The sequence below is a fragment of the Mycoplasma sp. CSL10166 genome, from assembly GCF_017116885.1.
Lineage (GTDB): Bacteria > Bacillota_I > Bacilli_A > Mycoplasmatales > Metamycoplasmataceae > Mycoplasmopsis.
This window is the reverse complement of record NZ_JAFIRF010000001.1, coordinates 586,742-601,549: the sequence shown is the minus strand read 5'-3', so window position 1 is coordinate 601,549 and position 14,808 is coordinate 586,742. Positions and strand designations below refer to the sequence as shown.

The 14,808-nt window shown below is 25.9% G+C and carries 10 protein-coding genes; 8 read left to right on the top strand and 2 right to left on the bottom strand.

Annotated features, from left to right (window positions below):
- Window positions 1-6: 6 nt before the first annotated feature.
- Window positions 7-2,334, bottom strand: coding sequence for a class I tRNA ligase family protein (locus JXZ93_RS02290; RefSeq protein WP_205852609.1), 2,328 nt, complete (start codon window positions 2,332-2,334; stop codon window positions 7-9).
- Between the two features lie 9 nt (window positions 2,335-2,343).
- Complete coding sequence (gene upp / locus JXZ93_RS02285; RefSeq protein ID WP_205851700.1) at window positions 2,344-2,970, bottom strand: uracil phosphoribosyltransferase; 627 nt, start codon at window positions 2,968-2,970, stop codon at window positions 2,344-2,346.
- Window positions 2,971-3,173: 203 nt separating this feature from the next.
- Here upp and JXZ93_RS02280 point away from each other — a divergent pair, with 203 nt between their 5' ends.
- From JXZ93_RS02280 to JXZ93_RS02245, 8 genes are all read left to right on the top strand, one after another.
- Entirely contained in the window at window positions 3,174-4,403 is a 1,230-nt protein-coding gene (locus tag JXZ93_RS02280; protein ID WP_205852608.1) for an MFS transporter, read from the top strand.
- A gap of 190 nt (window positions 4,404-4,593) precedes the next feature.
- Window positions 4,594-6,867, top strand: a complete 2,274-nt coding sequence (locus JXZ93_RS04230) for a P68 family surface lipoprotein (RefSeq protein WP_205852607.1) — start codon at window positions 4,594-4,596, stop codon at window positions 6,865-6,867.
- A gap of 77 nt (window positions 6,868-6,944) precedes the next feature.
- Complete coding sequence (locus JXZ93_RS02270; RefSeq protein WP_205852606.1) at window positions 6,945-8,288, top strand: thermonuclease family protein; 1,344 nt, start codon at window positions 6,945-6,947, stop codon at window positions 8,286-8,288.
- A 38-nt stretch (window positions 8,289-8,326) separates the two neighbouring features.
- Window positions 8,327-10,411, top strand: a complete 2,085-nt coding sequence (locus JXZ93_RS02265; RefSeq protein WP_205851707.1) for an ATP-binding cassette domain-containing protein — start codon at window positions 8,327-8,329, stop codon at window positions 10,409-10,411.
- Complete coding sequence (locus tag JXZ93_RS02260) at window positions 10,401-11,444, top strand: carbohydrate ABC transporter permease (protein WP_205851709.1); 1,044 nt, start codon at window positions 10,401-10,403, stop codon at window positions 11,442-11,444. The genes JXZ93_RS02265 and JXZ93_RS02260 overlap by 11 nt, the downstream gene beginning before the upstream one ends.
- Complete coding sequence (locus JXZ93_RS02255) at window positions 11,392-12,432, top strand: carbohydrate ABC transporter permease (protein WP_205851711.1); 1,041 nt, start codon at window positions 11,392-11,394, stop codon at window positions 12,430-12,432. Before JXZ93_RS02260 ends, JXZ93_RS02255 begins: the two co-directional genes overlap by 53 nt.
- 3 nt (window positions 12,433-12,435) lie before the next feature.
- On the top strand, window positions 12,436-12,711 hold the full coding sequence (locus tag JXZ93_RS02250) for a hypothetical protein (protein WP_205851713.1): 276 nt from the start codon (window positions 12,436-12,438) through the stop codon (window positions 12,709-12,711).
- A gap of 2 nt (window positions 12,712-12,713) precedes the next feature.
- A complete protein-coding gene (locus JXZ93_RS02245; RefSeq protein WP_205852605.1) occupies window positions 12,714-14,672 on the top strand; it encodes a hypothetical protein in 1,959 nt (652 codons plus the stop codon).
- The last annotated feature ends 136 nt before the right edge of the window (window positions 14,673-14,808 follow it).

The window sequence follows — 14,808 nt, the reverse complement described above, 5'->3', positions numbered from 1 at the left end:
CCTTATTTATTTAATAACAAAGTTAACAATTTTATTTGGAACAAAAATTGTTTTAACAATTGTTTTATTTTCTAGTCATTTCGACACTTCTTTTTTTGCTAATTCTATTATTTGTTCTTTTTGAATATCTTTATGTACTTTAACTTCGGCTCTAGCTTTACCATTGATTGTTATTCCATAATTAATTTCACTTACAGTTAGAGCGTTTGGATCAATGTTAAAATCTTTTAAGTTTTTTAGGTTAAAAAACTTATCAGATAATTCTCACGATAAGTGAGGAACAAAAGGTTCTAATATATTTAGAATTACATAAAACATCTCGGTTATTAATTCTATGTTTGTTACGTTATCGTATGCATTTAAAGTTTCCATGGCTCAAGAAATAAGTGTATTAAATCCATAGTCTTTATCTTTTTTTTCAAAAGTTTCTATCGATTTGTTTAAACCTGTGTAAAGTTTAAATCTAGCGTTTTTATCCATGTCACTTAATTTTGATATTTCAATATTTTTAAAATTAAAATCTTTAATTGGTTTTATCTCTTTTGAACGTTCAATCAACCTATTTAAAAATTTAAAACATCCATTAATGCCTGCATCGCTTCATTCTAACTCTTTTGTAGGTGGTGCTGCAAAAAATATAAATAATCTACTTGCGTCAGCTCCGTATTTTTCAATAATATCTTTTGGTTCTATTACATTACCCTTAGATTTTGACATTTTAGATCCATCTTTTAGAACCATACCTTGAGTTAATAATTTTTTAAATGGTTCCCTAAAGTTTATGAATTTTAAATCAGCAAGAGCCTTCGTAAAAAATCTAGCATATAAAAGGTGCAATATAGCATGTTCTATACCACCAATATATTCATCCACTTGATTTCAATACTCTATATTTTCTTTAACGAAAATATTATCTAACCTAAGGTTTTTTGGAGTTGTATATCTTAAAAAATATCAACTAGATTCAAAAAAAGTATCTAAGGTATCGCTTTCTCTTGTAGCTTTTGAACCGCAAATATGACAAGTAGTTTTTAGTCATTCTTGATTTGTTAAAAGTGGGTTTCCGTTGCCTGTAAATTCAACTTTTTCAGGTAGTAAAATAGGTAATTCTTCTTTTTTAACCGGAATTGTTCCACATTTTTCGCAATGAATAAGTGGAATTGGAGTACCCCAATATCTTTGTCTTGAAATTCCTCAATCTCTTAAATTGTATTTTGTTTCTTTTTTTACTTTTGTAAAATCATATTTTGAACTATCTTTTGGTTTAACGACATCCAAATTATTAATTTCTATAAAATTTTTGTGATTATCGTTTAAATTAGAAACAAATTTAATTTCGATATTTGAATCATAACTTGCAAAATCTGTTATATATACATTTAATAATTGGTTGTTAGCAGGGTTTATTATTTTTAGTGGAGTTTTAATTGATATTTTATTTTTAAAGTTTTTTGTTGCGAAATTTTGGTCAATTTGATTAATTAAATCTAATTCCTTTTGGCTATAGTAATTATTTTTAATTAAATTTTTTATTAAACTATGTTTGTTGCTTATAGCAACAAAATTAGCGTTTTTAATAATGTCTAAATCTTTTTCTAAGATACTTATGTCTGATTCATCATTATTATTTATTACTTTTGTGTCAAATTTAAAAAACTCATTTTTACCAATTCAATTACGTTGCATGGAAATTACTTTATTTGGTCAATTTCCTTCTAACTTTTCTAAATCATTTAAAAGTTCTTGAGCATAATTAGTTATTTTTAAATAATATGTATCCATTTCTTTTTTTATAACAGGGTTATCACAGCGTCAACATTTTCCGTCTATAACTTGTTCATTTGCTAATACAGTATTATCATTTTCACACCAATTTAGTTCGCTTTTTTGCTTATAAATTAAATTATTTTTTCAAAATTCTATAAATATATATTGTTCTCATTTTGTATAATCAGGATCACTGGTAATTACTTTTTGATTTCACGCGAATGAAAGACCTAATTTTTTAAATTCTGAATCCATAGAATTAATATTTTCGTATGTTCATTTCTTAGGGTGAATATTATTTTTTATGGCAGCGTTTTCAGCGGGTAACCCAAAAGCATCTCAACCAAATGGGTTAAAAACATTGTAATTACGTCTTTTAAAATATCTTGCAATAGCATCGCTAAGTGCATAATTTCTTGTGTGCCCCATATGTATTTTGCCACTTGGGTAAGGGAACATGCTTACAATATATTTTTTCGGTAATGTAAAATCACTTGAAGGTTCAAAATACTTTTCTTCTTCTCATTTATTTTGTCATTTATTTTCAATTTTTTTAAAAAAATCCATTTTTGCTCCTTATTTAGTTCCGAAAATACGATCTCCGGCATCTCCTAGACCGGGCTCTATATATCCATTTGAATTTAATTTTGAGTCTAAAGATGATAAGTAAATATCAAAATCTGCACCAAAATTTGCTATTACATTATCGACGCCTTTTTGAGCACCAACTAAGCAAACTAATTTAATATTTGTAAATCCATCTTGTTTTATTCTCTTTATAGAATCTACGGCAGAATTACCTGTTGCTAACATAGGGTCAACAACTATGATTAAACTATCCTTTGATACGTTTGGCATTTTATAATAATATTCGTGTGGTGTTAGGTTTTCTTCGTCACGATACATTCCTATATGTCCTACACGTGCATCTGGAATTAAATTTAATAATCCTTCTGTCATACCCAACCCGGCTCTTAAGATTGGAACTAAAGCAATTTCTTTGTCAAAAGTTACCCCTTCAAATTCTTTATTAAGTGGTGTTGTAACTTTATGTGGCTTAGTCTTATAATCTCTCATTATTTCATAAACCATTAAAGACGCAATTTCGTTTAAATTACTTCTAAATTCTCGATGATTTGTGTTTTTGTCTCTTAGTTTTGTCATTTTAATTTTAATAAGTGGGTGCTCTAATATCTTTAACATTTGTATCCTTTTTTATTGAATTTTTAATAAATATATAAATTTTATTATATTATACTTTTTTTATTTATTTTTTAGTTGTATTTTTTATTTTATAATCAATTTTATTTTTTAATAAAATTTTTTTATTGTTTTAACATTTAAATGTGGTATAAATTTAATTACAATAATTAGAATTAAACTAAAAACGATAAGAAAGGAAAAAAATGAACAAAAATAATTTTAAATTTAATTCATTTAAATTTATTTCGAGTGTTTTAATTCCCTGGGTTCCTTCGGAATCTTTAAAGATGGGTAGCGCAATGCAAATATATAATTTTACTCATTCATATTGACTTGTCACTACTCTTTTTATGTTGATGCAACTTCCACTAGTTGTTGTTCAAATTTTTAATGAAAAATTGTTAAAAATAATTAATTTTAAAAAAATTCTAATTATTTTAGATCTTATTAGTGCTATTTTTTTAATTATTCCGATTATTATGTGAAATTTATTTCCGTTCAGTACTAATATCGAACTTATTGTTACAATTTTATTAATTTTAAATGTTTTACAATCATTTACATACTCATTGAAAACAATGTGTATTAAAAAAATGACTCATTTTATTTCTTCTAATAATAAAGAATTTAGTATAGTAAACAACATTTTTAATTTAGGAGTTGGCTTATCTTTATTAATATCACCCATTTTTTCGGTAGAAGTTTTCAATAAAGTTACTTTTGATATTTTTATGACTATCAATTTAATTTTTTATTTAATTTCAATATTTTTATTTAGTTTAGTGAAGTTAAACAAAAATTCTTTTGATAATAAAATAAAACAAATTGAAAACGATAAAAAAGTTCATAATAGTATATACCTAATAACATTAATATCATTAAGTAGCTTGTTTTTATTTACTAGACAATCAGGAGTAATTGCTTTTTTTAACTATTATCAATATGATTTTCATTTTTGAAGTTACTATTTAGCAATTACTATGGCTTTTGTGGGTATATTAGGACTTTTAACTTCTTTTGTAATCAAAAAGAAGAAATTGAATATAAACAACACGTTATTATTATTTATATTTTTTGGTTTAAATCTTAGCTGATTATTTATAAGTCAAATAAGAGATACTATTTTTAGTATTGTTTGATTTTTTGTTATTAATGCAATTCAACAATTTATTATAAATTATGTAAACAATAATATTAGTTTTGAAACTAAAAGTATTAATAATAATCATAAAAAGATTTGTTTAAATATTAATAGATTAATTTTAATTATACCGACTATTAGTTCAATATTTTTTACATATCTATTAACATATGTTTTAGTAAATGTTTCATATTATCACGCATATGTTTTATATACATTAATATTATTAACAATGATTTTATTGTTATATTCATATAGAAAAAAAGAAACACTTAACTCAAAAGACGTTTAATCATTTTTTGGGTTAAGTGTTTTTTGTGGTAAAAAATGCATTTATTTCATATTTTTAAAAAAGTTACTCAAAAAAATAATATAATATATTCGAAATTATTTATCTATTTTCGATATGTTTTTTAATATTTAAATTAAAGTTAGAGAATTAATTTCATATATTTATTTTAATTTTAGAGGGGAAATATTTAATGAATAATAAATTTAAAAAATTCGCTTTTGCGTTGTCAGGTGTTTCATCATTTGCCGCATTAAGTGTTGCGATTAGTTGCGGTCAATCGACTGAAAACAAAAGTGGGTCAACTAGCACAAGCGGTACTAGTTCAACTGCAGAAATACCGGCTGAACAACTTGAAAGAGTTACAAATGCATCAATCGGTGCAAATACATCAGTACCAGCAGACTCACGTTTTGACCAAGTTAATGATGGTGTAATTAAAATTGGTACAACATTTAGTGAAACAGGTCCACAAGCAAGAAGTTTAAACAAAACTCTTGAGGCGTATAATGCTTTAGTGGAGAAAAAAGAGATAGTTAGAAAAAATGCAAATCTTACCGAAGAACAAAAGCAAGAAGAATATAAAAAATTAGGAGTTAGTGAATTTGCTCTTCCTGTTCAACAACAAAATTTAGGTAGTGGATATGATGCAGGAAAAGACGATGTTTCAAGTAAATTAAATGCAAAAGACACTAATGGTTTTTATAATTTAACAATTAACTATGCTCCTGTAGCTGCTACATTAGCAAGTAAAAATATGTTATTAAGTTTCAACGATCAAGAAACTTCAATAAATACTGATATTACTGAATTTGATAAATCATTTGTTTCGAATAATGATGATTTAGAAAACGTTATAAATAAATCTACATATGTTTTACCATTTTTCAAAAGTACACAAGTTCTTTCTATTAACGCTTCTGTAATGAGTTATATTCTTGAAAAAATGATTGAAAATGGAGCAACATACGCAAATAATGAATCAGAATTAGAATTTAAAAAAATGATTGAAGCGGGTAAAGGTGATAGAGCATCTGTTGAAAAGATTTGAGGTCAACCCGTTTCAAATGCAAGAAGTATTTTAACTAACGTAAAATTAAATTTCGATATGTTTAATAACTACTCTGATTTAATTAAATTTAGTGTTATTGCACAATCTTTATTTACAGAATCAGCTAAAAATACAAGTTCCTCAGTTCATGTGTTTGGTATAGATGACATTGCTGGAGTTTATGAACAAGCTTTATATTCATCGTTAAATGCAGATTCTAGATTAATGTTACAAAAAGTTGTTAGAGAAAGTGACGGTAGAACATCAATCAATTTCACAAATATAAAAAATTCTAATCAAAGTACTTACAAAAATTCTAATGCTATTTTCGATGTATTTTCAAACGCATTTGAAAAAGGTGCAGTTTATGCATTCCCTGGTGGACAATATTCATCAACCACACAAACAGAACATAAAATTGCATTTTCTATAGGTTCTACAGCAGGTTATTCATATAACTTTAAAAAAGCAGGTAATGCAGTAAGTGTTTATAAAACAGCAGATGGAAAAGTTGTTTTAAATGATGATAATAAAACATTTTTAGAATATGGTTTAACCCCTAAAAAAGGTCAAAAACCAGAAGATGTTATAGGTTATATAAGTTCATACAAAAATCAATTATTGAAATCAACAAGTGATAAAAAAGTTGGTAAATATGATTACAAATCAAAAGATGCAAGTTCAGATACTAAATTAGAAAGTTTTTTAAATGCGCAATCTTCAACACTTTTAGTAATTGATAAAAAAGATTTTGATTTACTAAAAGTTAACGAAACATTCAAAGCAAATGAAACAGAACTTTCAGGAAAATACATTGAATTAATAAACGGAAACAAAGAAGTTGTGTTAGTTTTAGTTTCTAGTGCCAATAAAAATGAATTTTTAGCAAAAATGGGATTATCATTTGAATCAAGATCAGATCAAGATTACTTAAATGAAAATGAATTAATATCAAGGGTAACACCTACAAAATGAGAATCAAAAGACGCTAAAAAAGTATTGTACTTACAAGGTCCATCATTAATTGGAGTTCACGCAAATGAAGTTGAAGATAATGCAACTAAAGCGTTTGTTAAATGATTAATGAACAACAAAGAACAATTACTTTCATTACAAAAATCAATGAGTTATATTACACCGGTATCTAACTTCAATACATTTACCGAAGAAGAGAAAAAGAAAATTTACGGAAATAATAAATATTTACAAGTTGCATTAGAAGAGTTCGGAAAAGTATCAGAGGATGATGATTATGTTGCTTTCGAAGAACCGGCAGGTGAATATTCAGCTTCATTTAGAAAACAAATTAAAGCTGCATGAGACGCTAGACAAAAAGAATATTCAGATAACGCTGCAACTAAAACAGATTTTAATAAATTTGTAGAAACAATGACTCAAGGTCTAAACGCTCAATAATTAATATAAAATAAAAAATAAATAGGGTTTGCATTGCAAACTCATTTATTTTATAAATTTAATAATAGGATGTTAAAATGAAAAAAAATATTAAAAAATTATTATATGCTTTCCCTATAATTTTAAGTTCTTCATCGTTGGTAGCGACAATTTCATGTTCTTCCAGTTCTAATGATTCTAAACAAGAATCTAACGAAAAAATAGATAAATTAGAGTTAAATACAAAATTAAGAGGAAATGTTTATTATATTGAATATAAATCATCAATACCTAATGAATCTGTAATAAAAACAAGAAACAGATTTAATGAATATATAAATAAATATGTTGATGATATTAAACAAAAAAATAATTTAAACTCAATAATTATTCCCGAACAAAACGGATCAAAATTATTGAGAAATCCTAATCAAATTTCTGGTTATCCAGAATCGTTTGAAAGTAAAATGAATTTAGATGGACAACTAAAAACTATCACTTGAAAATTTTTAGAAACAAAATCTAATCTTTACTTAGGAATTTTAAGTCAAAAAGGTCAAGATGCTAAATCTCAAGAGGCAGCCTTAAACTTAGAAGAGGTTAACAATTACATAACTATAACTTACAAAGCATATTTGGACGATAAAACTTTTTTCAATTTAAAAGATATTGAATTTAGAGTGGATGCACCAAGAACAACAATTAATCCAATTTTGAGTAAATTACCAACAACTTATGATAAAACAAAATTTAAACCCGCTTTTGATTGAGAAAGCGAAAGTGCTAAAAAAGTTGATTATTTTAGAGCCAAAATAGTTCGTGTAAAAGACGGAGATACATTTGATGTTATTGCTTTAGAAAATAAAGAAAATGTATCGAATGTTTCTGTGGTTAAAGATAAACAATATACAATTAGATTAGCTGGAATTGATACACCTGAAAAAGCGGTTGGTAGCGGTAATAATGTAGTTACTTCTTCACCATTTGAATACGCTTTTGCTCTAATGCCAACACATTTTGCTGAAAGTTTATTTAAAAATTCTGAAGAATATAAAAATGATGTTTATGTTGGTTTTGTTACTGATTTTGACGCTTATGGACGTGTTACAGCAGATATTTTCTTCGGAGATAAACATCAATTTTCATATAACAACGAGGTTGTTAGGGCAGGATTTACTTTGCCATACGCAAATGACGCATGAGAAACAGCTATGAGATCAGAAACACTAGAAAATTCATATATTAAATCAATTTACCCAGAGATGTATAAATCATTTAATGAAGCTATAAAAAACAATAATGGTTTCTTTAAATACTTCGATAGACCTCTTGATGTAACAAAATACATCTATAATATCAAAATTAATAACAAATGACATCCATTTTATGGTGAAAAAAGTGATAAAAATTCCAAAAATATAGGTGATTACATTGATAAATAACATTAAATATAGTAAAATTAGAATAGAAAGGATTATTAATGATTTCACTTAAAAAAATTAAAAATTTATTGTTAGAATTAATATTAACAAACAATAATGAATCAAAAGATCAAATTAAGTCATATTATGATAAGTTTAAAAATGAAAAAGACGATGATATTTCGGCTATTGAACTTAAAAACTTAAATATTGACTTTGGAGAAACATTAGCAGTTGACAATGTTAGTTTTAAAATTCCAGAAGGAAAATTAGTTACATTACTTGGTCCATCAGGATCTGGAAAAACAACCACACTTAATGCTATAGCAGGTTTATTAACAGTAACTTCAGGAAAAATTCTTTTTAAAGGAAAAGATGTTACTGATTTTACTCCACAAAAAAGAAAAATCGGTTTTGTTTTCCAAAACTATGCTTTATATCCGCATTTAAGTGTTTATGCAAACATTGCCTTCCCTCTTAAAAATGATTTTGATTGACAATTCAAAACATTTTTAAAAAAGGAAAAAGCTAAAAACAATATTAGATCATTATATTTAAGAAAACTAGGAGCTTCAGAAGAAGAAATAAACTCATTAATCACTTCTTTTGACACTTGACAAGTACTATCTGAAGAATTGCCACACAAATTAAATGAATATTATGCAAAAATAGTTGATAATTATGAAAAAGCACACACAAATTACAAATTATCAATAGTTCATGAAACTTCAGATATTTCATTGCTTACAAAAAATGTATTAAAAACAAATGAAAAAGTAAAACAAGATTCTAAAAACAAAATTAGAAATATAAAAGAAAAGTTTGTTTCTGATAAAAATAATCATTTATTACCAGAAACATTTACTAAGGTTGAAATTCTTGAAAACTTCGATAAAAATATCTTGAAATACAAGGAAGTTAAAAACGAAGATGACTATAATTCACGTATAAATGAATTACAAGAAAATATTGCTAATTTAGTTTCTGTGGACCTTCACAATTACGATTTAAACGATAGAATAAAAATTGTTAAACTTGAAGAAAAATTACTTAAATTATTGACTAGATATAAATATATTCAAAAACATAAAGAAATTGTTGAAAAATACAAAGTTATTAAAGAAGAAACTAAAGCTCAATATTTAAAAGAAAAACAATTATTTAAAAATGTTAAAAAAACAGACGAAGCTTACAAAACTCTTTTAAAAGATAGCAGAAATTTACCTTTATTAGCTAAAAAAGATTTTTATACTTTAGTTAAAGAAATTGAAACTAAATATAATTTAAATCAAAAACTTAAAGAAGAAAGACAAGGAACTATTCCTTCAATTCTTGATGAGGAAGAAAAACTACAATTAAAAGAATTCTTAAAAGATAATATTTCATTACGTAAAGCAATTCATAATGAAGTTATGGAAGTTGCTAAGCGTGTTGAAATAGTTCCTATTCTTCAAAAGAAACCAACTAGATTATCTGGTGGACAACAACAACGTGTTTCAATAGCTCGTGCTATTGTTAAAAAACCAGAAATTTTATTGATGGATGAACCTCTTTCAAACTTAGATGCAAAATTACGTATCTCAACAAGACAATGAATTAGAGAAATTCAACAATCATTAGGTATTACAACAGTGTTTGTTACACACGATCAAGAAGAGGCGATGTCAATTTCTGATATTATTGTGTGTATGTCTACAGCAAAAGTTCAACAAATTGGTTCACCGCTTGAACTATATAACAAGCCAAGAAACCAATTCGTTGCTCGTTTCTTAGGTATGCCTGAAATGGGACTATTTAGTTCTGAATATAAAGATGGTAATTTATACATTGCAAACAAAAAAATCGATTCAGTTAAAATACCAAATGCTTCAAACTTATCATTAAATGTTGGGGTTAGATCTGAAGATTTTATTTTAACAGAAAAAGACCAAGAACATATGTTTGAAGGTAGAGTTGCAATTCAAGAAAACTTTGGTAAAGAAAGTAAATTAGTTGTTGATATTGAAAATGTAGGAAAAATTAATTTCTTACTTGATAATACATACAACTTCAAAGTTGATGATAAAATTTATTTCAATTTACCATTAAATAAACTACATATCTTTAATGCATCAACAGAAGAAAGAATTGAATATGAATTTTAATAATAGTTTGCATCAATTTATCGCAACTAAAATTCCATTCATTCTAAACTGATCACTTAAAAAACAATCTAAGAAAAAACTTTCTTTATCACACTCAATTTTAGATGAACCAACTCCATTTTGAATACCACTACTACTTTTAGCGCCAGGTTTATTCTTAATCGGTATGTTTACGGTTTATCCTATGATTCTTAATATTAAAGAGTCATTTTATACACCTGATGGTCAATTTACACTTTCTTATTATTCTAAAATATTCCAAGATATCAGATTTGCCGTTGGGGTTAGAAACTCATTCATTTATGGTTTAATTGTTTTACCGTTTGTTATGTCAATATCTTTAACAATTTCATCAGTAATTTCAAGATTACATCGTAAATACGCTAAAGGATTATGACAAACAATATTCTTTATGCCATATGTAACTAATGCGGTTGCGGTTTCTGCAGCATTCATCCAATTCTTTGGTACAAATGGTATATTAAATAATATGGTAGGTGGTAATACACCATGATTATCAACAAATGATCCATATACTTTTAATGCTTTATTCGCTATGTTTATTAATGGTATTTGAAGCGGTTTAGCATTTAATATTTTAATATTTACAACATCAATGTTAGGTGTTGATAAGAATTTATATAAATCTGCTTCAATCGATGGTTGTGCTGGTTTTAAACAGTTCTTTAAAATAACATTACCTTCAATTAAAGGTACAATTAACTTTATTATTACACTTGGTATTATTGGTGGACTTAAAGTATTCCCACTTGCTTTATTCCAAAATAGACCAGAAGATGCATTTACATATGGTGGTGGTACACTTATGTTATATGTATATTTAGTAACAAAACAAGGTAACTTCCACTTAGCTGGAGCGGCAGCCATTTCATTATTCATCATCGGGGTAACATTCTCATCAATAATTCGTGGTGGATTCTTTATGGTTCAATTATCACTAAATAACTTAGGAGAAAGAAATGTTTGAATGAAAGTTAAAGCTTCAAAAGAGATTAATAAAAAGCAAAATTAAGCGCAATCAAGAAAAAGTTACCTCCGAAGTAGTTGATAAAAATTTATCAACAGTTATATTAAGTGGGCTATCAAAATTATTATTACTTTCATTTTTTGGGGTATTAATATTATTTCCGTTTATTTTAATGATTTCTATATCATTTATGACAGATGATGAAGCGTTAAAATTACAAACAGAATTTAGATTTTTACCTTCATTTACAGAAGGTAGAACTTATTTTGTTAATACTAACGCAGATACTGCTGGTGGTTTTTCAATAGCACCTTGAGCAACAGTAGTTGCGAATACATATAAACGTGCTTTTACTTCAGGATTTTGATCATCTGCGGGGTTCACATTTTTAAATGTGCTTATTTCTGTTACGCTTAAGGTTATTATTACATTTTTAATGGGTTATGCATTTTCGTTACGAAATTGAAAAGGTAAAAATATAATTTGATTCTTTGCCTTAGCACTTTTAGTTTTACCGGAAGTTGCCTTACTTTCTGGTCAATATACAGTAGTAGTTAAAACAAACCTAAAAAGCAATTTACTTACAATGTTATTAGGTATTTCTCTTCCATTTGTTGCAAGTGTTTTTAATACTGTTATGTATAAAAATGCTTTCGAAGCAATTCCTGGAAGAATTAAAGAAGTTTCACTTGTAGATGGTGCTTCAGGGTTTAAATACTTATTTAAAGTTGCTTTCCCAATGGTTGTTCCGACAACATTAACAATAGTTATTCTAACAGCCTTAGCGTCTTGAAATTCATATTTATGACCATCAATTATTGCTTCAGACTTTAAAGAAGCACAAGTTATTTCTGTATGATTATTTAAAGCAGGTATTGATCCTAACGATCCTGATTCAACTCAAAATGTACAACAAAATATTAGATTAGCTGCTTCGGTTATCGTTATTTTACCAATGTTTATCATTTACTTAATCTTTAGAAAAAGAATTATGAGTGCAATTAGTAGACAAGGTTCAACAATTAAAGGATAGATTATGGGAAAATATAAAACAAAAATTATTATATGATCAATTGTAACTTTAATTGCTTTTATTGGAATAGTATCTTTATCAATATTAATTAGCAATTTAGAATTTGTATTAAACTTGTCTGAAAAAGTAACATTAGATCAAAAAATAACCGATACATATAAATTTATCAAATCATATTCAATAGGGGGGTTAGCATTTTCAGTTGTAGTCTTCGGGATTGGATCTATCATTTCGTATGCTGGATATAAATCTTGAAAATACGTTGATATGTTTTCATAATTATGAAATTTAAGAAAATAAAATTTTTAATGGGTGGAATTGTGCTTAGTACACTTGCACCTCTTAGTGCTGTATCATGTTTTTATGATAGCGATAATTCAGTAAAATTTTCAGATAAATTTGTAAAAAATAATTTATTTAACAACGTTACTTTTAATCCTAAAGATGGATATTTTAAAAAAGATGAAGCTTACAAACAAAAAGAATTTGTAAAAGATATTATAGAAACTAAAAAACTTATTTATACGTTTTCAAACGTAGATGTTGCACTCCCGAATATTGTAAGTGTTGATAATCAACATTTAAACAAATTATTTAATGACTTTTATGAATTAGACTATAGTTCAATAAAAATTAATACAAATAAAATTAATGATTATAAAAATCAATTTGATGCTGTAAAAGAAAAAATAAAGAAAGAAAAAGATGCATATCCAAACACAGATTCAGATGGTCAATATGTTTGAGATCGTCTTAAATATGTAGAAGAATTATTAGGAACTAATTTTAATAATTTAGAAGCCTTAAAAACTACAATTAGTGAATTAACTAATGAAATACAAGAGTATAAAGAACTTGAACCTAATCAAACACATAAAGATTTATTTAGAATTAAAAGATATATTTTTAATGATAAAAGAGATACAGGTATATTAGTTGATAAAGAAAAAGAAATCCAAAAACGTTTAATAGCATTAGATAATTTCTTTTATTTTGATTTAACTAATATTAAAAATGTTGTTACGGAAGCTGATGTTAAATGAATTGTTAATGCTTTTATAAAAGACACTCCGTTTGCAACTTATGATGTTTTATCAAAAGAATCAAGTAAAAACGAAACTTCCGCAGAAGAATATTTAAAAATCGGAAATCCAATATTATCACATGACTCATCTTCTTATAAATTTAATGTCTCAATTTCGCCACAAATAGTAGAAGACGCTATTCCTAGAAACGTATTTGAAAAAATAACTGGTAATAATTTAAATTTATTCTTAAATTCACAAAATAAACGTGGTTCAGAATTACTTAAAGAACTTTTTAAAAACTTCATTACTAATTATTCTAATTTTAAAGTAGATTCTTTAGATAGTTTATCAAATGGTATTTCTTTAGGTTTTGGTCCTACCCACTTATTACAAGGTATAGACAGAATTAACAAAGAGAAATCATTTGAATTCCAAATATTCACTTTTGAAAAAGACCAACCTGAAAAACAAATAGAATTAGATGCTCAACAAAATGAAGAATTCTTAAAAAATCCTATTGAATTTATAGAATCACATTTATATTTAATAATTTATAAATATAGTTCTGATAGTATTAATGAATTGCGTAATAGAATTAATAAATATGTTAACCTTAATAATACATTAAGAGCACAAATGAGTACTAATCCAAAATCTTCTTCATTAAATTCGAGATTAATTAAAGAAAATGAAGCTAGAATCGTTGAAGCAGAGGTTAAGCTTAAAAAATTCGAAGAAGAAATAGAAGAAGTTGAAAGAATTCAAACTTCTAGAGCATATATAGATAAATTAAACCTACCAGAAAAAGACGAACAATTCTTAACAAAATTTAGACAAGATCATAAAGAAGATATTGATAAAATAATTAATTTTGTTAGAGAAGAAGCTAATATAGCTAAATCAACTCAATTTTCATTAAATGAAATATTTGCTAAAATATTATTCTTATTAGAAAATAAAACCCAAATTATTTTAGGTACAAAACCAAGTAAAACAAACTCAACTCAAAGAGAAAAAACTTATTGATTAGAAGTTCAAGAATCTAGCGAAGAATGAAAAGCTTATGATATTTATTCATTATTTCAAGATACAAAAACAGCTTCGAGTTTAGATAACGTTAATTTTAATGACTACGAAATAACAAAAGAAAAAATAAATCAAGGACAATTTATAATTGATCCAGCATTTGTTAGAATAGCGAATGTAAAATAAATTTAATTATACTAAAGCAAAAAAACACCAAATTTAACAACTTTTTGGTGTTTTTTTATGCTCAATCATATTTTAAATTCTATTATATTAAAAAAATAACATCTAAATTAATGTTATGCTAAATTGTAATTTCAAG